Origin of the sequence: Burkholderia sp. AU45388 (assembly GCF_030481585.1) — a bacterium.
GTDB lineage: Bacteria > Pseudomonadota > Gammaproteobacteria > Burkholderiales > Burkholderiaceae > Burkholderia > Burkholderia sola.
In genome coordinates this window covers 351,866-370,841 of record NZ_JAUJPV010000005.1, presented here as the reverse complement: position 1 = coordinate 370,841, position 18,976 = coordinate 351,866, and the positions used below count along the sequence as shown (strand labels likewise).

The 18,976-nt window shown below is 67.1% G+C and carries 17 protein-coding genes; 9 read left to right on the top strand and 8 right to left on the bottom strand.

Annotated features, from left to right (window positions below):
- Positions 1–69: 69 nt before the first annotated feature.
- The 3 genes from QZM72_RS13205 to QZM72_RS13195 all read left to right on the top strand — a co-directional run bounded on the left by QZM72_RS13205 (position 70) and on the right by QZM72_RS13195 (position 3,103).
- Complete coding sequence (locus QZM72_RS13205) at positions 70–933, top strand: glycine betaine ABC transporter substrate-binding protein (protein ID WP_301738321.1); 864 nt, start codon at positions 70–72, stop codon at positions 931–933.
- A 241-nt stretch (positions 934–1,174) separates the two neighbouring features.
- Positions 1,175–2,830, top strand: a complete 1,656-nt coding sequence (locus tag QZM72_RS13200; protein WP_301738320.1) for an APC family permease — start codon at positions 1,175–1,177, stop codon at positions 2,828–2,830.
- A gap of 54 nt (positions 2,831–2,884) precedes the next feature.
- Positions 2,885–3,103: a hypothetical protein gene (locus tag QZM72_RS13195; protein ID WP_301738319.1), complete on the top strand. Its 219-nt coding sequence runs from the start codon at positions 2,885–2,887 to the stop codon at positions 3,101–3,103.
- Between the two features lie 33 nt (positions 3,104–3,136).
- On the opposite strand, the gene purU is transcribed toward QZM72_RS13195, so the two are convergent.
- Both purU and QZM72_RS13185 read right to left on the bottom strand, forming a co-directional pair.
- Positions 3,137–4,021 (bottom strand): formyltetrahydrofolate deformylase, encoded by an 885-nt coding sequence (gene purU / locus QZM72_RS13190; RefSeq protein WP_069617431.1) that lies wholly within the window; start codon positions 4,019–4,021, stop codon positions 3,137–3,139.
- 196 nt (positions 4,022–4,217) lie between these two features.
- Positions 4,218–5,123: a LysR family transcriptional regulator gene (locus QZM72_RS13185; RefSeq protein ID WP_089470394.1), complete on the bottom strand. Its 906-nt coding sequence runs from the start codon at positions 5,121–5,123 to the stop codon at positions 4,218–4,220.
- Between the two features lie 232 nt (positions 5,124–5,355).
- On the opposite strand from QZM72_RS13185, the gene betC reads away from it, so the two are divergent.
- From betC to QZM72_RS13165, 4 genes are all read left to right on the top strand, one after another.
- Complete coding sequence (betC, locus tag QZM72_RS13180; RefSeq protein WP_301738318.1) at positions 5,356–6,891, top strand: choline-sulfatase; 1,536 nt, start codon at positions 5,356–5,358, stop codon at positions 6,889–6,891.
- Between the two features lie 45 nt (positions 6,892–6,936).
- Positions 6,937–7,905 (top strand): choline ABC transporter substrate-binding protein, encoded by a 969-nt coding sequence (gene choX / locus QZM72_RS13175; protein WP_301738317.1) that lies wholly within the window; start codon positions 6,937–6,939, stop codon positions 7,903–7,905.
- Positions 7,906–8,164: 259 nt separating this feature from the next.
- Positions 8,165–9,304, top strand: coding sequence for a porin (locus QZM72_RS13170; RefSeq protein ID WP_050012308.1), 1,140 nt, complete (start codon positions 8,165–8,167; stop codon positions 9,302–9,304).
- Positions 9,305–9,536: 232 nt separating this feature from the next.
- Positions 9,537–10,787 (top strand): MFS transporter, encoded by a 1,251-nt coding sequence (locus QZM72_RS13165; RefSeq protein WP_301738316.1) that lies wholly within the window; start codon positions 9,537–9,539, stop codon positions 10,785–10,787.
- Positions 10,788–10,800: 13 nt separating this feature from the next.
- On the opposite strand, the gene QZM72_RS13160 is transcribed toward QZM72_RS13165, so the two are convergent.
- The 5 genes from QZM72_RS13160 to QZM72_RS13140 all read right to left on the bottom strand — a co-directional run bounded on the left by QZM72_RS13160 (position 10,801) and on the right by QZM72_RS13140 (position 16,348).
- Positions 10,801–11,163, bottom strand: coding sequence for a YbjQ family protein (locus tag QZM72_RS13160; RefSeq protein ID WP_301738315.1), 363 nt, complete (start codon positions 11,161–11,163; stop codon positions 10,801–10,803).
- A 132-nt stretch (positions 11,164–11,295) separates the two neighbouring features.
- Positions 11,296–12,549, bottom strand: a complete 1,254-nt coding sequence (locus tag QZM72_RS13155) for a M20/M25/M40 family metallo-hydrolase (protein WP_301738314.1) — start codon at positions 12,547–12,549, stop codon at positions 11,296–11,298.
- A 79-nt stretch (positions 12,550–12,628) separates the two neighbouring features.
- On the bottom strand, positions 12,629–14,341 hold the full coding sequence (locus tag QZM72_RS13150) for a M36 family metallopeptidase (RefSeq protein ID WP_301738313.1): 1,713 nt from the start codon (positions 14,339–14,341) through the stop codon (positions 12,629–12,631).
- A 478-nt stretch (positions 14,342–14,819) separates the two neighbouring features.
- On the bottom strand, positions 14,820–15,764 hold the full coding sequence (locus QZM72_RS13145) for a GlxA family transcriptional regulator (RefSeq protein ID WP_089436927.1): 945 nt from the start codon (positions 15,762–15,764) through the stop codon (positions 14,820–14,822).
- Positions 15,765–15,904: 140 nt separating this feature from the next.
- On the bottom strand, positions 15,905–16,348 hold the full coding sequence (locus QZM72_RS13140) for a DMT family transporter (RefSeq protein ID WP_089470386.1): 444 nt from the start codon (positions 16,346–16,348) through the stop codon (positions 15,905–15,907).
- Positions 16,349–16,469: 121 nt separating this feature from the next.
- On the opposite strand from QZM72_RS13140, the gene QZM72_RS13135 reads away from it, so the two are divergent.
- Entirely contained in the window at positions 16,470–17,351 is an 882-nt protein-coding gene (locus tag QZM72_RS13135) for a LysR family transcriptional regulator (protein WP_301738311.1), read from the top strand.
- A gap of 62 nt (positions 17,352–17,413) precedes the next feature.
- Here the strand turns inward: QZM72_RS13135 and QZM72_RS13130 are convergent, their stop codons facing one another.
- Complete coding sequence (locus tag QZM72_RS13130; protein ID WP_144030165.1) at positions 17,414–17,614, bottom strand: hypothetical protein; 201 nt, start codon at positions 17,612–17,614, stop codon at positions 17,414–17,416.
- Between the two features lie 406 nt (positions 17,615–18,020).
- On the opposite strand from QZM72_RS13130, the gene QZM72_RS13125 reads away from it, so the two are divergent.
- Positions 18,021–18,974: a choline ABC transporter substrate-binding protein gene (locus QZM72_RS13125; RefSeq protein ID WP_301738310.1), complete on the top strand. Its 954-nt coding sequence runs from the start codon at positions 18,021–18,023 to the stop codon at positions 18,972–18,974.
- The last annotated feature ends 2 nt before the right edge of the window (positions 18,975–18,976 follow it).

Genomic DNA, 18,976 nt, shown 5'->3' with positions numbered 1-18,976 from the left:
TACCGCGGATTTGTGGTTGAAGAACCTAGAGAGACAACGCGCACGGTGCGCAGACCAAGGAGATCGACCATGAAATTGTTCGGAAAACTGTTGTGGACCGGAGCCCTGTCGGCGATGGTTGCATTGAGCGCATCGGCACTCGCCGATACGAAACCGACGCTGAAAATCGGCTACGTCGAAGGCTGGGACGACAGCGTCGCGACGTCGAACGTCGCCGCCCGCGTGATCGAGAAGAAGCTCGGCTACGAGGTGAAGCTCGTGCCGGTCGCGGCCGGGATCATGTGGCAGGGTGTCGCGCGCGGTGATCTCGATGCGACGCTTTCCGCGTGGCTGCCGGTCACGCACGGTTCGTACTGGGACGAGTACAAGACCAAGGTCGTCGACCTCGGCGCGAATTTCCCCGATGCGAAGATCGGCCTGATCGTGCCCGCGTACGTGAAGGCGAAGAGCATCGAAGACCTGAATGCGGAGAAGGGCAGCTTCGGCGGCCGGATCGTCGGCATCGATGCGGGCGCCGGCGTGATGCGCAAGACCGATGACGCGATCAAGAGCTACGGGCTGAACTACACGCTGATGCCGAGCTCGGGCAGCGCGATGACGGCCGAGCTGTCGCGTTCGGTCAATGCGAACAAGCCGGTCATCGTGACGGGCTGGGCGCCGCACTGGATGTTCGCTAAGTGGAAGCTGCGCTTCCTCGAGGATCCGAAGAAGGTGTTCGGCGGCGCCGAGCACGTCGACAGCGTCGTGAATCCGGGCCTCGAAACCAAGGCAAAGCCGGTCGTCGCGTTCCTGAAGAAATTCCAGTGGAAGCCGGGTGAGATCGACAGCGTGATGCTGGCGATCCAGAACGGCTCGAAGCCGGAAGCGGCCGCGGATGCGTGGATTGCGGCGCATGCCGACCGCGTGAATTCGTGGACGGAAGGCGCGCAGTAAGCATCTCGACCTACGTCGCGCGAGTCACGTCGCGCGAGTCGTCATAAAAATACGCCGGGAATGGATTGCAGGAATCCGAAATAATCAGGATTCCATGTGGCCATATCCCGGTTTTCTTTTGCTGATTCTGCAAAAAAGCCCGTAAATTGCTACACTACGGCCCTCGTGCAGAATCACCACTGCTTTGCATCGGACCAGAGTAAGCGCTAAAGCGCTCACGCTGAGCGAGAGGAGGAATTGGATGAGTCAAGCAGGACTGCGTGCGAATCGCACCAGTGATGTCGAGGCAACCATCTCACATGATTCGACGGGCCACACGCTGCATCGTGGCCTGACCTGGAAAGACGCTTTTTGGGTAACGAGCGGCGTGCCGGCAGGCGTGCTGTTCACGATCGGCGGCGTATGCGCGACGATCGGCCAGCCCGCGTGGGCGATCTGGATCGCCGCGATCACGATGGGGCTGGTTCAAAGCGCGACTTATGCGGAAATATCCGGGCTATTTCCCCATAAATCGGGCGGCGCGTCGGTGTATGGCGCGATTGGCTGGGTCCGTTACAGCAAGCTGATTGCCCCGGTTTCCGTGTGGTGCAACTGGCTCGCGTGGTCGCCGATGCTTGCGCTCGGCTGCGGCCTCGCGGCGAGCTATGCGCTCACGAGTCTCTTTCCCGCCAATGCGGCGGTGCTGCACTGGCAGCTCAAGATTGCGGACCTCGGGTTCATCAAGCCCGGTCTGTCCCTGCGGATCAACGCGACGTTCATCATCGCGACGATTCTGCTTCTCATCACGTTCAAGCTTCAGCACAGCGGCGCATCGAAGGCCGCACGTACGCAGCGCATTCTCGGCATTGCGTCGCTCACGCCGCTCTTGATCGTCGGCATCGTGCCGTTCGTCACCGGCGACGTGCCGATGTCGAACCTGCTCCCGCTGCTGCCGCTCGGTCACGACGCGCAGGGCAACCTCACGGCCGCGACCTTCGGCTCGTGGAACGGGCAGGGCGTGACAATGGCGCTCGGCGCGATGTTCATGGCCGGCTGGGCGTCGTACGGTTTCGAGACGGCCGTCTGCTATACGCGCGAATTTCGCGATCCGCGGCGCGATACCGCGAAGGCGATCTTCTGGTCGGGTGCGCTGTGTCTCGTCGTGATGACGCTCGTGCCGATGGCGTTCCAGGGCGCGCTCGGCACGCAGGCGATGCTCGATCCGGCGATCGGCGACGGCACCGGCGTCGCGGCCGCGATGGCGAAGATCGTCGGCGGCGGCGCGTGGGTCGCGAATGCGGTGGTCGTGATGCTGATGCTGTCGATCCTGCTGATCGTGATGACGTCGATGATGGGTTCGTCGCGCACGCTGTACCAGGCATCGGTCGACGGCTGGCTGCCGAAGTACCTGTCGCACGTGAACGAGCACGGCTCGCCCACGCGCGCGATGTGGACCGACCTCGGCTTCAACCTCGTGTTGCTGATGATGTCGGACTACATGACGGTGCTGTCGATCTCGAACGTCTGCTACATGCTGTTCGTATTCCTGAACCTTCAGTCGGGCTGGATTCACCGGATGGATCGCGGCAACTGGGATCGGCCGTTCCGCTGCCCGACCTGGCTGCTCGTCGGCGGTGCGATCTGCGGTTACGCGAACCTCGTCTACGTCGGCGCGGGCGCGAACCTGCAAGGCGAAGGCACGCTGCGCAACGGGCTGATCGCGATGCTGCTGATCGTGCCGGTGTTCCTTTATCGCCACTACTGGCAGGATCGCGGCCGTTTCCCCGCGCAGATGCAGCGCGACATGGAGCTGGAAGTGCCGAAGCGCGCGCCGTGGCTGAGCCTGATGCCGTATGCGGCGCTGATCGGGGCCGGGCTGACGATCTGGTTGTCGTATTACTTTGCTTGGGTGAAGTGACGCGCAAGCGACCAAGGCGCGCTGACCGCATCGATCACGATGGCGACGCAGCCGATGATCGGACTCCTGCTCGACGCGCTGATACGGCGCGTCGCGCCCGCACCGGTGTCGATCCTGCTCGTCCTGCTGTCCTTTACCGGCGTGGCGCGCGTCATTACTTGCGGCGACGTGATTGCCGCGCTGCGCGAACCGCAGCACTACGCGGCCAATGCGCTGATCATCGTCGGAGCGCTGTGCTGGGTCGTCTCGCGCATGCCGTCGGCGTCCGCGTGACGGGGTGAGACGGCGTTCGCGGATGCGGCTCGCTTACGGGAACACCACCGTCCTATCGCCGTTCAAAAACACCCGCCGCTCGATGAACGCCTTCACCGCACGCGCGAGCGTGAGGCTTTCGACATCGCGCCCCACCGCGAGCAGTTGCTCCGGTCGCAGCGCATGATCGACGCGCTCGACGACCTGCTCGATGATCGGGCCTTCGTCGAGATCGTCGGTGACGAAGTGTGCGGTCGCGCCGATCAGCTTCACGCCGCGCGCATGCGCCTGGTGATACGGCTTCGCGCCCTTGAAGCCGGGCAGGAACGAGTGATGGATGTTGATCGCGCGGTTCGCGAGCTTCGCGCTCGTCTCCTGCGACAGCACCTGCATGTAGCGCGCGAGGATCACGAGCTCGGCGCCGCTCGATTCGAAGAAGTCGAGCCATTGCGCTTCCTGCTGCGCCTTGGTGTCGGCCGTGATCGGGAAGTGCCGGAACGGCAGCCCGTGCTGCGCGGCGAGCGGCTCGAAGTCGGGGTGGTTCGACACGATGCCGACGATGTCCATCTTCAGCTCGCCCATCCGCCAGCGGAACAGCAGATCCGCGAGGCAGTGCTCGAGCTTCGACACCATGATCAGCACCTTCGGCCGCGCGTTGACGTCGTGGATCGCCCATTGGATGTCGCCGTCGTGGCCGCCGAGCCCGGCCGCGATCGGCCCGAATTCCTGGCGCAGCGCGTCGATCTGCAACGTCTCATCCGTCGGATGAAAGACGCAGCGCACGAAGAAGCGGTTGCTGAGATCGTCGTCGAACACGTTCAGCGCGTCGACGTAGCAGCGATGGCGATCGAGAAAGCCGACGACGGCGGCGACCTGGCCGGCCGCGCTCGGGCACGACAGTGTCAGGACGAATTGATCGGGGCGGTGCTCGGCGGTCATGAGACTCCTCGGATGGCAGGGGCGCACGGCCGCGCGGCGGCGCACGACAGCGCCGCGCCGCGCGGGTGGCGGGAGGCTCAAGTAAATCAGGACGATTTCGGCGCGGATAGAACCAACGCGCCGTGTGGCTGGTATCGGTGCGCCAGCGGGCCCGGGAGCTGGGAGGGGAAACGGAAACGGCGGCGGCCGCGTGGCGTCAGGCCGCCGCGCACGCGTCGAGCAGCCAGCGCCGGAACACGTGGGTCGCGTCCGGCTCGGGCCGCTGCGGCGGGCGCACCAGGAAATAGCCGCGCGACGTGACGACGGGGGCGTCGACCAGCTTCACGAGCTGGCCGGACGCGACCAGTTCGTCGACGAGCGGCGACCAGCCGAGCGCGACGCCTTCGCCGAGCAGCGCCGCATGGATCACGAGCGCATAGCTGTTGAAGGTCACGCCGCGGGCGGCGGCCGGCGTCTCGAGCCCATGCGCGTCGAACCAGCCCGACCACGACAGCCAGCGCTCGGGGCGCGTCGGCTGCACGTGCAGCAGCGGCAGCGCGAGCAGGTGGTCGGCCCGCGCGACGTCCGGGTGCGCGTCGCGGAACGCGGGCGAGCAGACGGGCGTGACGGATTCCGGAAACAGCCGTGCGGCCGTGCACGACGGCCAGTGACCGTCGCCGAACAGGATCGCGATGTCGCCGTGGTCGCGCTGCGCGTCGTAATCCTGTGACGTGACGACGCGCACGTCGACGTCCGGCATCACGTGCTTCAGCCCGGCCAGGCGCGGCATCAGCCAGTAGGTCGCGAAGCCGAAATCGGTGACGATCGTGAGCGCGCCGTGCTCGCGGCGCGCGCGCAGCGTCGCGGTCGCGCCGCGCAGCGTGTCGAGGCTCAGCCGCACGGCTTCGTACAGGCACTGGCCGTCGGCCGTCAGCGTGACGCCGCGCGGGCTGCGCTCGAACAGCGGCACGCCGAGTTCGGCTTCGAGCTGGAACACCTGCTGGCTCACGGCCGGCTGCGTCGAGCCGAGCTCGCGCGCGGCGGCCGTGAAGCTCGCGAGCCGGGCGGCCGATTCGAACGCGCGCAGCGCCTGCATCGACGGTAACGGTTCGGATTTCGACATAAGTCCCTCTAATGGCCCCATAAGGGCCGGACGCCTACCCGCGCGAATTCGGGCGGGCGATAGTGCAGCGGACGGTGCGGCAGATGCGCTTCATGCGCCACGCATTCCACGATTCTAGCCAGCGCGGCCTCGGTGCGCGGCGGTTTCTGCGGATCGCCTCCGTCACGCCGGACGGCCCGCTGCCCGAGCGACGCGCCGTTCCATTCGAACACCGCTTTCCCCACGATCGCCGATGACGAACCCGACACCCAACATCCTGATCCTGATGGCCGACCAGCTCACGCCGTTCGCGCTGCCCGCGTACGGCAACCGCGTCGCCCGCACGCCGACGCTCGACCGGCTCGCCGCCGAAGGCGTGGTGTTCGACGCCGCGTACTGCGCGAGCCCGCTGTGCGCGCCGTCGCGTTTCTCGCTGCTGACCGGCAAGCTGCCGTCGGGCATCGGCGCCTACGATAACGCCGCCGAATTGCCGGCGCAAACGCTGACGTTCGCGCACTACCTGCGCGCGGGCGGCTACCGGACGATGCTGTCCGGCAAGATGCATTTCTGCGGGCCCGACCAGTTGCACGGCTTCGAGGAGCGCCTCACGACCGACATCTATCCGGCCGATTTCGGCTGGGTGCCCGACTGGGACCACCCGACCGAGCGGCCGAGCTGGTATCACAACATGAGTTCGGTGCTCGACGCCGGCCCGTGCGTGCGCACGAATCAGCTCGACTTCGACGACGAAGTGACGTTCGCCGCGAAGCAGAAGCTGTACGACGTCGCGCGCGAGCGCGCGGCCGGGCACGATGCGCGGCCGTTCTGCATGGTCGTGTCGCTGACCCATCCGCACGACCCGTATGCGATCACGCGCGAATACTGGGATCGCTACGACGATGACGAGATCGACATGCCGGCCGTGCGGCTCGAGGCGGCCGAGAGCGATCCGCATTCGCAGCGGCTGCGATTCGTCTGCGAGAACGACCGTACGCCGCCGACGGACGGGCAGATCCGCGCGGCCCGCCGCGCGTATTACGGCGCGACGTCGTACGTCGACACGCAGTTCGGCAGTGTGCTGGCCGCGCTCGAGCAATGCGGGTTCGCCGACGACACGATCGTGATCGTCACGTCCGACCACGGCGACATGCTCGGCGAGCGCGGGCTCTGGTACAAGATGACGTTCTTCGAAGGCGGCTGCCGCGTGCCGCTGATCGTGCATGCGCCGGGCCGTTTCGGTGCCGCGCGCGTGCGCGGGCCCGTGTCGCACGTCGACCTGCTGCCGACGCTCGTCGATCTGGCCGGCGCCGCGCCGGCCGGTGGCTGGCCCGACCCGATCGACGGCGCGAGCCTGGTGCCGCATCTGCACGGCACGGCCGCGCACGACGTCGCGCTCGGCGAATACCTCGCGGAAGGCGCGCTCGCACCGATCGTGATGATCCGGCGCGGCGACTGGAAATACGTGCATTGCCCGGCCGATCCCGACCAGCTCTATAACCTGTCGGACGACCCGCGCGAGCTGACGAACCTGGCCGGGCAGCCGGAAGCCGCCGACGTGCTCGCCGCGTTCCGCGCGCAGGCCGCGCGGCGCTGGAACCTGCCCGAACTCGACCGGCAGGTGCGCGCGAGCCAGCGGCGGCGGCGCTTCCATTACGCGGCGACGACGCAGGGCCGCATCCACGCGTGGGACTGGCAGCCGTTCACCGACGCGAGCCAGCGCTACATGCGCAATCACATCGAACTCGATACGCTCGAGGCGATGGCGCGTTTTCCGCGCGTCGGGCGCTGAACGTCCGGCAGCGCGAACATTCATGAACGACGGAGGAAGCGGGCGATGAAACGGCAATGCAATGCAGCAATCCGAAGGATCGGCGCGGCACTCGCCGCCACCGCGTGCGTGGCGGCCGCGCAGGCGGCGCATGCCGCCGATCCGCAGACGTGCAGCGACGTGAAGATGGCGGCGCCCGGCTGGACCGACATCGACGCGACGAACGCGATGGCGGGCGTCGTGCTGAAGGCGCTCGGCTACCGGCAGGACGTGGCGAACCTGTCGGTGCCGATCACGTACCAGGGGTTGAAGAAAGGGCAGGTCGACGTGTTTCTCGGCAACTGGATGCCCGCGCAGGCGCCGCTCGTGAAGCCGTTCGTCGACGAAAAATCGATCGACGTGCTGCACGCGAACCTGAGCGGTGCGAAGTTCACGCTCGCGGTGCCCGACTACGTGGCTGCCGCCGGCGTGCACACGTTCGCCGATCTCGCGCGCTACGCGGACCGCTTCGGCGGCAAGATCTACGGGATCGAGCCGGGCGCGCCCGCGAACCAGAACATCAAGCGGATGCTGTCCGACCACGCGCTCGGGGCCGCGAACTGGTCGCTCGTCGAATCGAGCGAGACGGGCATGCTCACGCAGGTCGAGCGCGCGGTGCGCGACAAGCGCTGGATCGTGTTTCTCGCATGGGAGCCGCACCTGATGAACACGAAGTTCCATCTGACGTATCTGTCGGGCGGCGATGCGTACTTCGGCCCGAACTACGGCGGCGCGACGGTCAACACGGTTACGCGCGCCGGGTTCGCCGGCCAGTGCACGAACCTCGCGCGGCTGTTCCGGCAGATGACGTTCTCCGTCGACGTCGAGAACCGGATGATCGCCGACATGCTCGACAACAAGACGTCGCCCGCGCTCGCGGCGCAGCATGTGCTGAAGGCCGAGCCGGCGTTGGTCGCCGGCTGGCTCGACGGCGTGACGACGGCGGCCGGCGCACCGGGCCTGCCGGCCGTGCGCGCGGCTCTCGACGGGCGCTGATCCCCTCCCTCAGGGCGGCCGGCTTTTGCCGTGCCGCCTGTCTACGTGTTTTCCCGATCAGTCGCATCGTGACTATTTAGTGTCGCCTTCAGACGGGTGATGCGAAATATGGGTTTGTATTTTTCGCCAATGGCTGCGTTATTGCGGAAAACGAAATAGCGGAGCCAGCGGACGTACCGAATTCGAATCCGCCGGCGTATTGCGGCACGCGTCAGGCCAAGGTTCTTTCCATCGAACGGTTCAGGGAGGGTGGTCGACAATGAAGCAAAAGAAAGTCGCCGTAGCCGCCGCGCTTGCATGCGCGGCCTGTATTCCCGCCATCGGGCATGCGCAGAGCAGCGTGACGCTGTACGGGATTCTCGACGCGGGCATCACGTACGTGAACAACACGGGCGGCTCGCACGTGGTCAAGTTCGACGACGGCATCGCCTACGGAAACCGCTTCGGCCTCAAGGGCACCGAAGACCTGGGCGGCGGCCTGAAGGCCGTGTTCACGCTCGAGAGCGGCTTCCACCTCGGCAATGGGCAACTCGGCTTCGGCGGCGCGGAATTCGGCCGGCAGGCGTATGTGGGCCTGCAGAACGACTGGGGCACGCTGTCGTTCGGCAACCAGCTCGACATCACGAACGAACTCGTGTCGATCTACAACATCTCGGCGTGGGGCAGCGGCTATGCGATCCACCAGGGCGACTTCGACCGCTTCAACGGCGACCGCCTGCCGAACTCGGTGAAGTTCCTGTCGAACGACCTGAGCGGCTTCAAGTTCGGCGCGATGTATTCGTTCGGCAACGTCGCGGGCAACTTCCATCGCAACAGCGCATGGAGCGCGGGCGCGAGCTTCACGAAGGGCGACTTCTCGATCGGCGCCGCGTACACGCGCCTGAACAACCCGAACGGCATCTATGCGTTCGACCCGTACGCGATGATCGGCACGCATACGTTCCTCGGCCAGCAGACCGTCACGGTCGATCCGGCGACCGGCGCGCGCACCGACCTGTTCTCGAACACCGCGATGGACGTCGACAGCCAGGGCACGTTCGGCATCGGCACCAGCTACACGATCGGCAAGCTGACGCTCGACGCGAACTACTCGTACACGACGATCAAGGGCTTCGGCCAGTCGTCGCACATGCAGGTGTACGAAGGCGGCGGCCTGTACCAGTTCACGCCGGCGCTGAGCTTCATCGCGGGCTACCAGCACACGCGCTTCGAAGGCCACCACTGGAACCAGGGCACGGCCGGCCTGCACTACCTGCTGTCGAAGCGCACCGACATCTACATCTCCGGCGATTACCTGCGCGCGTCGCAGGGTGTCGATGCGGTGATCGGTTACAGCTTCACGCCGTCGACGACGCAGACGCAGGCCGACGTGCGGATCGGGATGCGGCATTCGTTCTGATCGGGTGGGATGGTCCAGTAACGTCCTCAGCGAGGTCTCTCTTTGGCGCGAACCGCGGTTCGCGCTTTTTTTTTGTGCGAGGCGACGACTCGACGGGGTCGCCGGCCGGTTTTCCGCGGTTGGCATATCATCGCGGTTTGGCCGCGCCTGCACCGTTGCCGCGCGCACGCACTCGCGTGTGTCGTCGTTTCCCGAACGGTTGCGGCGCGCAGCGCCAGCCGCCGAGAAACCGATGACCACCCCCGTGCCCGATTCCAGTCCTGTATCCCCGTTACCCGCCAACCTGTTCCGCCACGCGCCGTTCCAGCGTTTCTGGGGCACGCGCGTGATGTCGTCGCTGGCTTTCCAGATCCTGTCGGTTGCGATCGGGTGGTACGTGTACGCGCTCACGCACAGCGCATTCGCGCTTGGCCTCGTCGGCCTCGCGCAGTTCGTGCCGATGTTCGCGCTGACGCTCGTGGTCGGGCAGGTAGCCGACCGCTACGACCGCCGGCGCATCGCGACGATCTGCCAGAGCGTCGAGGCACTGGCCGCCGGCGTGTTTCTGATCGGCGCGCTGCAAGGGTGGCTGGCCGCACCGGCCGTCTACGCGCTCGCGGCGATCGTCGGCACGGCGCGTGCGTTCGAGTCGCCGTCGGTGTCGTCGCTGTTGCCGGCCGTCGTGCCGCGCACCGACCTGCCGCGCGCGACCGCGTTGTCGACGTCCGCGAACCAGGCCGCGCAGATCCTCGGGCCGGCGTTCGGCGGGTTGCTCTACGGTGTCGGCGCGCCCGTCGCGTTCGGCACGAGCGTCGCGGCATTCGCGATCGCGGCGATGCTGAGCGGCACGATTCCGCTGCGCACCGCACCGCCGGCCCGCGAGCCGGTCACGCTGCGCTCGGTGTTTTCGGGCATCGCGTTCATTCGGCGCGAACCGGCGATTCTCGGCGCGTTGTCGCTCGACCTGTTCGCGGTGCTGTTCGGCGGCGCGACCGCGCTGCTGCCGATCTACGCGCGCGACATCCTGCAGGTCGGCCCGTGGGGGCTCGGTGCATTGCGCGCGGCGCCGGCGGTCGGCGCGCTCGCGGGCACGCTGTGGCTCACGCGTTTCCCGTTGAAGGGCCGGCCGGGCCGCGCGATGTTCGGCGGCGTGATCGCGTTCGGCATCGCGACGATCGTGTTCGGGGTGTCGCGGCACTTCGCGTTGTCGCTCGTGGCGCTGGCCGCGCTCGGTGCGTCGGACGTGATCAGCGTCGTCGTGCGCCTGTCGCTCGTGCAACTGCGCACGCCCGACGACATGCTCGGCCGCGTGAGCGCGGTCAACTCGCTGTTCATCGGCACGTCGAACCAGCTCGGCGAATTCGAATCGGGCGTGACGGCTGCGTGGTGGGGGGCGCCGGCCGCGATCGTCGTCGGCGGCGCGGCGACGATCGCCGTCGCGCTCGCGTGGATGCGGCTGTTTCCGCAGCTTACGAATATGAAGTCGCTCGAACGCGACGCGTGACGCGTATCACGCGTCATGCATCCTGCGTCACGCGCACGGCCGTGCCGTAGCAGATGACCTCGGTCACGCCCGCGCCGATCTCCGTCGAGTCGTAGCGCATCGCGACGATCGCGTTCGCGCCGAGCGTGCGCGCCTCGGCGAGCATCTTGTCGAATGCCTGCTGGCGCGCCTTCTCGCACAGCGACGTATAGAGCGTGATGTTGCCGCCGAAGATCGTCTGCAGCGACGCGCCGAACGAGCCGACGATCGAGCGCGAGCGCACGACGATGCCCTGTGCGACGCCGAGCGAGCGGACGGTCGTATGGCCGGGCAGGTCGAAGGCGCTCGTCACGCGGGCGGGCGACAGGTCGTCGATGGAGCGGGTAGGTTCGGTCATGGTGGGCAAGCGCGTGGCGAGTGGTCGAACGACGATTCTAGCCGGACGGAGACGACGGATTCGAACGGGCGCCCCCAAGTGGGCGGTCGCCCGTTTCGTTGCCGAACGCGAAAACCGCTCGGCAACGCACGCTCAGCGCTTGACCGTCGCGCCGGCAAGGCCGCCGAGATCGACCGCATAGGCCAGCGCGAGCTTGCCGAACTTCAGCGCATGGTTCGCCTGCCGATCCGAGTTCTCCAGCGTGTCGTTCACCGTATGGATGTACGGGCTGTCGTTCTGGTCGGCCTCGAACGGGAACGATGCCGGATACCCCTGCGCATTCCACGACGCGTGATCCGAGCACGCATAGCCGCACTGCGACGTGCCGATCGCGAGCTCCGGCAGGTAGGTCGCCGCGAGGTTCTTCACGTAGGTGTTCTGCGCCGCGTTCGTGTAGTCGGTGATCAGGTAGATATCCTTCGGATCGCCCTTGTAGTTCGTCATGTCGAGCTGCAGCACGCCGACCACGTTCGCATTCTGCGTGCGGAACTGCTTCGCGATCGCCTTCGAGCCGAGCAGGCCGGCTTCCTCGGCCGCATACCCGACGAACTTGATGGTCCGTTTCGGCCGGTAGTCGTTCGCGAGCAGCACGCGCAGCGCCTCGGTCAGGCTGGCGATGCCCGACGCATCGTCGTCGGCGCCGGGCGAACGCGTGTTTTCCGTCGTGCGGCCGACGGTCGAATCAAGATGGCCGCCGAGCACCACCGTGCCCGCGGCCGGATCGCTGCCGCGAATCGTCAGGATCACGGATTTCTGCGGAAAGCCCGTGTGCGCGAACTGTTCGACGGTGATGTCGGCGCGCGACCCCGCCAACTGCTTCCACTGCAGCGCGAGCCAGTCGGACGCGGCGACGCCGTGCGACGTCGTGTAGTAGCGGTTCGTGAAGCCGGACAGCGACGTGATCGTGCCGACGATGTTGCTGGCCTGCAGTTGCTGGACCCACGTGCCGATCTGCGGCACGTTCGACACCGTGTACGCGGGGGCGGCGGCTTGTTTCGCGGGCGTCGCCGGCCGCGGTTGCAGCGCCTGCCGCGCGTCGTCGAACGAATCGTGCACGACGTAGCCGGGCCCGTGGCCGCGCGTGTGGTGGACGGCGTGGGCCAGCTCGCCGAGCCGGGCATCGTCGATCTCGACGACGTGAACGGTTTCGCGGCGCGCGGCGCCGTCGGCCGCGTTGCCGGCGTCGACGGTCGTGCTGTATTGCGCGGTTGCGGTCGCATCGATGCGTTGAAGCTGGCGGAACGCGGTGTCGCCGAGCGTGATCCAGACGGGTGTCGCGTGCGCGGCAGCGGTCAGCAGCATGCCGCCCAGCGCGGCGCTCAGGCGGGTCGGTGTCAGAGTAGGCATGTTCGATCTCGTGAGGATGGCGATGTCGATGAAGGGAGCGCGCCGCAGGTCGTGCGATGCGCGCCCGCCTGCTGCGGGATTACGACTTCTGCGGAACGGTCACGCCGTACGTGCAGCTCTTGTTGTACGCGTTGCCGATCGCGGTGAGCTGCGCGCTGCTGTAACCGAGCGCGGAGGCGGCCGTCAGCACGGCCTGCGCGGCGGCCTTCTGGTTGGTCGAGCTGTTGGTCATCGACAGCCCTTTGAGGAACGCCTTGTCCATCGCCTGCGCGCCGATCGCGTCGCGCGCGACGAGGTTGCACGACGCCCAGTACTGGCCGGCCGTGTGGATCTCCGCGCCGCGTGCCTGCGCATAGGTGCGGCCGACGTTCCAGTTGGTCACGCGGCCGCCCCAGAACTCGTTGTGGCCGTCCCAGTTGTAGACCCACTGATACTGCGCGTCCGACGGGCTCCACTGGTTGAAGTCGCGGCTGTACGCGGCGGCGAGATAGTCGCCGGTGCCTTCGGACAAGCCTTCCTGTTGCGACAGGCCGCCGTTGGTGACCCAGTCGTGGATGCCGTGGCCGAGCTCGTGGATCACGACGTCCGCATCTTCCGCGTCGTCGACGCCGCCTTGCCCGAACGTCAGCCGGCCGCTGCTCGACGAATACGACGAGTTGTCGTCGCCCGATTCGCCGTGCGGGTCGTATTGCACGCCGCCCGTGTACTGGTACGGCAGCGCCTTGATGCCGAGCGTCTGGTTCACGTAACGCAGGAACGTGTCGATGTGGTAGTACACGTTCACGGCCTCGAAATACAGGTTGCCGCGCGTGAATTCGAACGCGGGCGTGGATTGCGACGGGCAGGCCTTGTCGAGCGGCGCATCGAAATCGACGCATGCCGCATACGGGCCCGTCAGCGTGTAGCGCGTGCCCGACTGCGCGAGATCCTTCAGCGTCACGCGGACGCGCGCCGCCGTGAGCTGCGTCGAATCGGCGTCGTTGCCGTCCTTGTAGCCGGTGCTGCCGTAGCTGCTTTTCGCCGGCGACAGCGGATCGGGGCGGAACACGAAGCCGGTGCCGTCGGTCGCGTAGAACGCCTTGTCCTCGGCGCGCAGCACTTCGCCGCTGCCCGAATCGATCAGCAGTTCCCAGTCGCCCTTCGGGCCGTCCTGCGGGCGGCCGCGCACCTTCCACGCGGTGTGCGTGCCGGCTTTGTCGACGAACGCGACGAGCTGCGCGTCGAGATGCGTGAAGCCGCTCACGCCGAGATACGCACGGGCGCGATCGAGCGCCTGCTGCTGGTCGACGGCCTGCGATTTGCGTGTCGTCGCGACCACGCCGTTGATCGTGTTGCTCGCGACGTACAGGATGCGGCCGTCCTTCGCGACGGTCACCGCGATGTCGCTGCCGTACACGGGCAGCCCGGCGGCTTGCTGCTGCAGGCGTACGACGGTGAAGTCGGCGTCGTTGCGCTCCGACGTGACGACGAGGCTTGCGAGCGCGGTCGCGTCGAGCCCGAGCTGCGCCGCCTGCGACGCGACGAAGTCGCGCGCGGTGGCGGCGGGCGTCGCAGCAGCCTTCCTGGCGCGATACGCCGGGTTGTACAGCGTGACGGCGACGCCGTCCGCGCGGAATTGCCCGGCGGCCGTGTCGGCCTTCGCGGCCGGCGGCGCGACGCCGCGCGTCAGGCTTTCGCGCAGGCTCGCGGCCTGCGGATTCGACACTTTCGTATCGGCCTGGGTGCCGCCGACGATGCCGAAACCGAGCACGAGACCCAGGGCGAGCGGCAATGCTTTGCGTGATGTCTGCATACGTGATCCTCATCTCAACGGTTGGACACGCCCGCGCGCTCGTGGCGAGCAGGCACGACACGGCCCGCGCGCCGGTTCGATGGAACCGGTGCGGCAAAGCGGTGTGGGAGTGTCGACTGACTAAGGAAACCTAAATGTCAGGTCGAAAAGAAGCGGGCAGGCGAAGCGGAGGAGAAGCGAACGGCAGGCAGGTGCGGCGACGGCGAAGCGAGCATCGTCATGTCATACCCCTCGGATCGATATTGATATCGGTGCGCAGCCTGCCCGGCGCGACGCATGTCGAGATGCCGCGTGCGTGTCGTTAGGCTGCCTATCTAACTTTGTTTGGTATGTTACAGAATATTTTCAACGACATTCCAGATTATTTTCGACGACCGCTTCGGTTCGTCGAGCAGTCGCCGACATTGTTCAGCGAACGGACGGAAACGCTGCCGGAACGCGTAATACCGCGCTGGATTGTGATCAAGAGCCGAGACGATCAGCGCGTCGCGCGCCGGTCGCTGCGCGGGCTCATCCCGAATCGTGCGCGATAGGTGCGCGAGAAATGCGACGGCGATTCGAAGCCGCACGCGACGCACACCGACGTGATGCTCATGTCGGTCTGCTGCAGCAGTTCGCGTGCGCGATCGAGGCGCAGATTCAGGTAGAAGCGCGTCGGCGTGTCGTTCAGCGTCGCGCTGAACAGCCGTTCGAGCTGGCGCCGCGTGATCGACACCTCCTGCGCGAGCGCGTCGGAGCCGAGCGGGTTCTCCATGTGCCGCTGCATCGTGCCGATCACCTGGATCAGCTTGCGGTTGTGCACGCCGTAGCGCGCGGCGATCTCGAGCCGCTGGCTGTCCGAGCGCTGCCGGATGCGGCTGACGACGAACTGCTCGGAGATCGCCGCCGCGAGATCGGCGCCGTGCCGGCGGCCGATCAGATCGAGCATCATGTCGATCGACGCGGTGCCGCCCGCGCACGTAATGCGCCGGTCGTCGATCTCGAACAGCTCCTGCGTTGCGTTCAGGCCGGGATAGCGCTCGCGGAACGCGGCCAGCGCTTCCCAGTGCAGCGTGAGCGATTGCGATGCGTCGAAGAGCCCCGCCTCCGCGAGCACGAAGCTGCCCGTGTCGATGCCGCCGAGCGTGGCGCCGTGCCGGTGCTGGCGGCGCAGCCAGTCGCCGAGCGTGCGCGTGTAGCACACGAGCGGATCGAAGCCCGCGACGACGAACACCGTATCGACCTGCGGGACGTCCGCGCACGCGGCTTCGGCGGCGACCGGAATGCCGTTGCTCGCGGCGACGGGCGCGCCGTCCGCGCTGATCACGTGCCAGCGATACAGCTCGGTGCGAAAGCGGTTCGCGACGCGCAGCGGCTCGACCGCAGACATGAAGCCGAGCGCGGAGAAGCCGGGCAGCAGCAGGAAGTGGAAATCCTCGGGCATCGGGGCGTGGAGTGGAAGCAGGGGGCGCCGCGCACCGCGCGGCGGCACGGCGCGTGCGCCGAACGTTCAAGCCGGGATTATCGCGGGTTTTTCCGGCGCTCAGCGCGTTTTTGCACGATGCACCGTCCGGCGCGCCGTCGTCACGTGCGGATCAGCACCACCCCGACAATGAGGCACGCCGCCCCGGCCATGCGGATCGCGCTCGCCGAATGCTGCGGGATGCCGAGCACGCCGAAGTGGTCGAACACGAGCGCGCCGGTCATCTGCCCGACGACGATCAGCGCGAGCGTCGTCGCCGCGCCCAATCGCGGCACCATCAGGATCGCGACGCCGACGAATACCGCGCCGAAGAATCCGCCCGTCCAGCTGAACCACGACCCGGCACCGGACAACGCGCCGCTCACGCGCGGATGAGGCGACAGCAGCGCGACCGCCAGCATCGCGGCCAGGCCGACGACGTAGCTGACCGACCCGGCCCACCACGGCGAACCGATCTGCGCGCGCAGGTTCGCGTTGAGCACCTGCTGCAATGCAACGCTGATGCCGGCCGCCACGACCAGCAAATAAGAGAGGACGGTAGTCACGAAGATGAACGCTCCGAAAGCGGGGCCGCCACGGTGATGCGGGCACGGAAGGCTTTCATTCTGCGGAGCGCGCCGGTATAACGCAAATATCGAATCCGGCGCTCATCCATCTCGTTTCGGCATGCCATCACTTCGGCAAATCCAGTATTTCCTGACCGTGGCGGACCTCGGCGGCTTCACGCCGGCCGCGGGTGCGCTCCATGTCGCGCAGTCGGCGCTCAGCCGGCAGATCGGCCAGCTCGAGGATGAACTCGGGTTCGTGCTGTTCGACCGCGAGCCGAGAGGCGTGCGGCTCACGCCGGCCGGCGCGCTCTACCGAGAACGCGTGGCGTCGATCCCGGCCACGTTGACGGCCGCCGCCGACGAAGGCGCTCGGCTGTCGCGCGGGGAAGCCGGCGTGCTGCGGCTGCTGCATTCCAGTACCGTTCCCGTCAGCAGCCTGATGCCGGATCTCGACCGTTTCATGCGCGATTGTCCGGGCGCGCGCATCGATCTCGACCGCGCGTCGTCCGAGGATCAGGTGACGGGCATCGCGAACGGCCAGGCCGATGTCGGGATCGTCCGGTTGCCGGTGCTGCGTCGCGATGCGCGTGTGCGTTTCGTCGAACTGGCGGCCGAACGCCTGTGCGTGGCGGTGTCGGCCGATCATCCGCTCGCGGGCCGCAAGCGCGTCGCGATAGCGCGGTTGCGGCGCGAGCCGTTCGTCTCGGCCGTGTATCGGGAGCGGGGCGGCCTCGCGCGCGTCGTGATCGATCTGTGCCTGAAGCGCGGCTTCGTGCCGACGGCCGCGCGGATCGTGTCGCCGAAGACGTCGATGCTGGATCTCGTCGCGGCCGGCCACGGCGTGGCGATCGTGCCGGCGCGGATGGCGAGCATCGGCATCGAGGGCGTGGTGTTCGTGCCGATTTCGGACGAGGACGCGAGATCGGTATGCGCGCTGGTGTTGCCGATCGAGCCGACGGTGCTCGCCGACGCCTTCGTTCGAGTGGTGACGGCCGGCTGACCGCGCCGCATCGCTACCGACCGGACCCGCGCGTTCGGCCGGCCCCGGCCCGACGTCGATACTCAGACGCGGTACCCCGCATCGTGCATCAACCGGCGCGACGCGTCGCCGCGCGGGCCTTCCGCATCGAATCGCGCGCGAAGTTTCGCATCCGCGTCGCGCATCACGCCGCGGCGCATGGGCACGAGGATGGCGACGAGGGCAACGACGAAGAAAGCGGCAAGCATCATGGTGTTCCTTGGGGAAAGACCGGAGACGGCCATCGAAGGCCGGCCGTGTCCGCCTGCATTCGTTCCAGCGACGCGCAACGTCAGCACACGAGGCGGCACGGTAACAGGCGGGCCGCGCGCGATCGCCCGGCGACTGCCAGCATAGGGCCGGCCCACGGGATCCGGCGACCTGTCGGACATCCGTCAGCCAGGCCGGGGCGGAACGAAAGGTGCGCGCCGCATCCGGGCAATCCAGCCGATCCTCGGAGAAACACCAAACCCCCGTCCGTCAAGCCTCAGACGAAACATAGTGGTTTCCACTCATAGTCGCAAACAGGCAAGAACAGGTCGCCGCCGGTCTTCTCGCGGCGAATATGGCTCGTTACTTTTACTCCCACGATGCAGGCCGGCGCACACTCCGCGCACCGGCTGCCGCGAGCCCAACCGGAGGAACCGAACCATGAAGTCGACGAAGATCGCCGCGCTCGCCGCGGCCGTGCTGGCGACCGGCGCGTTCACGCACGCGGCGCGGGCCGAGACGGAAGCCGCGACCTGCCGCACCGTGCGTTTCGCGGATATCGGCTGGACCGACATCACGTCGACCACGGCGCTCGCGTCGACCGTGTTCGAGGCGCTCGGCTACAAGCCGACCACGACGATCGCGTCGGTGCCCATTTCGTTCGCCGGTCTCAAGAGCAAGCAGCTCGACGTGTCGCTCGGCTACTGGTGGCCCGTGCAGCAGAAGCAGCTGCAACCGTTCCTCGACAGCAAGTCGATCAACGTCGTCGAGCCGCCGAACCTGTCCGGCGCGAAGGCGACGCTCGCGGTGCCGAGCTATGAGTACCAGGCCGGCCTGAAGACCTTCGACGACATCGCGAAACACCGCGCCGAACTCGACGGCAAGATCTACGGGATCGAGCCGGGCAGCAGCGCGAACGCGACGATCCAGAAGATGATCGACACGAACCAGTACGGGCTCGGCGGCTTCAGGCTCGTCGAATCGAGCGAGGCCGGGATGCTGGTGACGGTCGAGCGGGCGGTTCGCGAGAAGAAGTGGGTCGTGTTCCTCGGCTGGGAGCCGCATCCGATGAACATCCAGCTCAGCATGAACTACCTGTCCGGCGGCGATGCGGCGTTCGGCCCGAACTACGGCGAAGCGCGCGTGTACACACTCACCGCGCCCGACTTCATCGCGCGCTGCCCGAACGCGGGCAAGCTCGTGACGAACCTGCGCTTCTCGACGCAGCTCGAGAACCAGCTGATGCAGTCGGTGATGAACAAGACCAAGCCGGCCGAGGCCGCGAAGGCGTACCTGAAGAAGAACCCGCAGGTGCTCGATCCTTGGCTCGCGGGCGTCAAGACGTTCGACGGCAAGGACGGCCTGCCTGCCGTGAAGGCGTATCTCGGCCTGTAACG

What these genes read in the sequence shown, in the direction of transcription:
- QZM72_RS13205 (WP_301738321.1), top strand. Translation starts at nt 70, where the DNA reads ATGAAATTGTTCGGAAAACTGTTGTGGACCGGAGCCCTGTCGGCGATG.
- QZM72_RS13200 (WP_301738320.1), top strand. Translation starts at nt 1,175, where the DNA reads ATGAGTCAAGCAGGACTGCGTGCGAATCGCACCAGTGATGTCGAGGCA.
- QZM72_RS13195 (WP_301738319.1), top strand. Translation starts at nt 2,885, where the DNA reads ATGATCGGACTCCTGCTCGACGCGCTGATACGGCGCGTCGCGCCCGCA.
- purU (WP_069617431.1), bottom strand. Translation starts at nt 4,021, where the DNA reads ATGACCGCCGAGCACCGCCCCGATCAATTCGTCCTGACACTGTCGTGC.
- QZM72_RS13185 (WP_089470394.1), bottom strand. Translation starts at nt 5,123, where the DNA reads ATGTCGAAATCCGAACCGTTACCGTCGATGCAGGCGCTGCGCGCGTTC.
- betC (WP_301738318.1), top strand. Translation starts at nt 5,356, where the DNA reads ATGACGAACCCGACACCCAACATCCTGATCCTGATGGCCGACCAGCTC.
- choX (WP_301738317.1), top strand. Translation starts at nt 6,937, where the DNA reads ATGAAACGGCAATGCAATGCAGCAATCCGAAGGATCGGCGCGGCACTC.
- QZM72_RS13170 (WP_050012308.1), top strand. Translation starts at nt 8,165, where the DNA reads ATGAAGCAAAAGAAAGTCGCCGTAGCCGCCGCGCTTGCATGCGCGGCC.
- QZM72_RS13165 (WP_301738316.1), top strand. Translation starts at nt 9,537, where the DNA reads ATGACCACCCCCGTGCCCGATTCCAGTCCTGTATCCCCGTTACCCGCC.
- QZM72_RS13160 (WP_301738315.1), bottom strand. Translation starts at nt 11,163, where the DNA reads ATGACCGAACCTACCCGCTCCATCGACGACCTGTCGCCCGCCCGCGTG.
- QZM72_RS13155 (WP_301738314.1), bottom strand. Translation starts at nt 12,549, where the DNA reads ATGCCTACTCTGACACCGACCCGCCTGAGCGCCGCGCTGGGCGGCATG.
- QZM72_RS13150 (WP_301738313.1), bottom strand. Translation starts at nt 14,341, where the DNA reads ATGCAGACATCACGCAAAGCATTGCCGCTCGCCCTGGGTCTCGTGCTC.
- QZM72_RS13145 (WP_089436927.1), bottom strand. Translation starts at nt 15,764, where the DNA reads ATGCCCGAGGATTTCCACTTCCTGCTGCTGCCCGGCTTCTCCGCGCTC.
- QZM72_RS13135 (WP_301738311.1), top strand. Translation starts at nt 16,470, where the DNA reads ATGCCATCACTTCGGCAAATCCAGTATTTCCTGACCGTGGCGGACCTC.
- QZM72_RS13130 (WP_144030165.1), bottom strand. Translation starts at nt 17,614, where the DNA reads ATGGCCGTCTCCGGTCTTTCCCCAAGGAACACCATGATGCTTGCCGCT.
- QZM72_RS13125 (WP_301738310.1), top strand. Translation starts at nt 18,021, where the DNA reads ATGAAGTCGACGAAGATCGCCGCGCTCGCCGCGGCCGTGCTGGCGACC.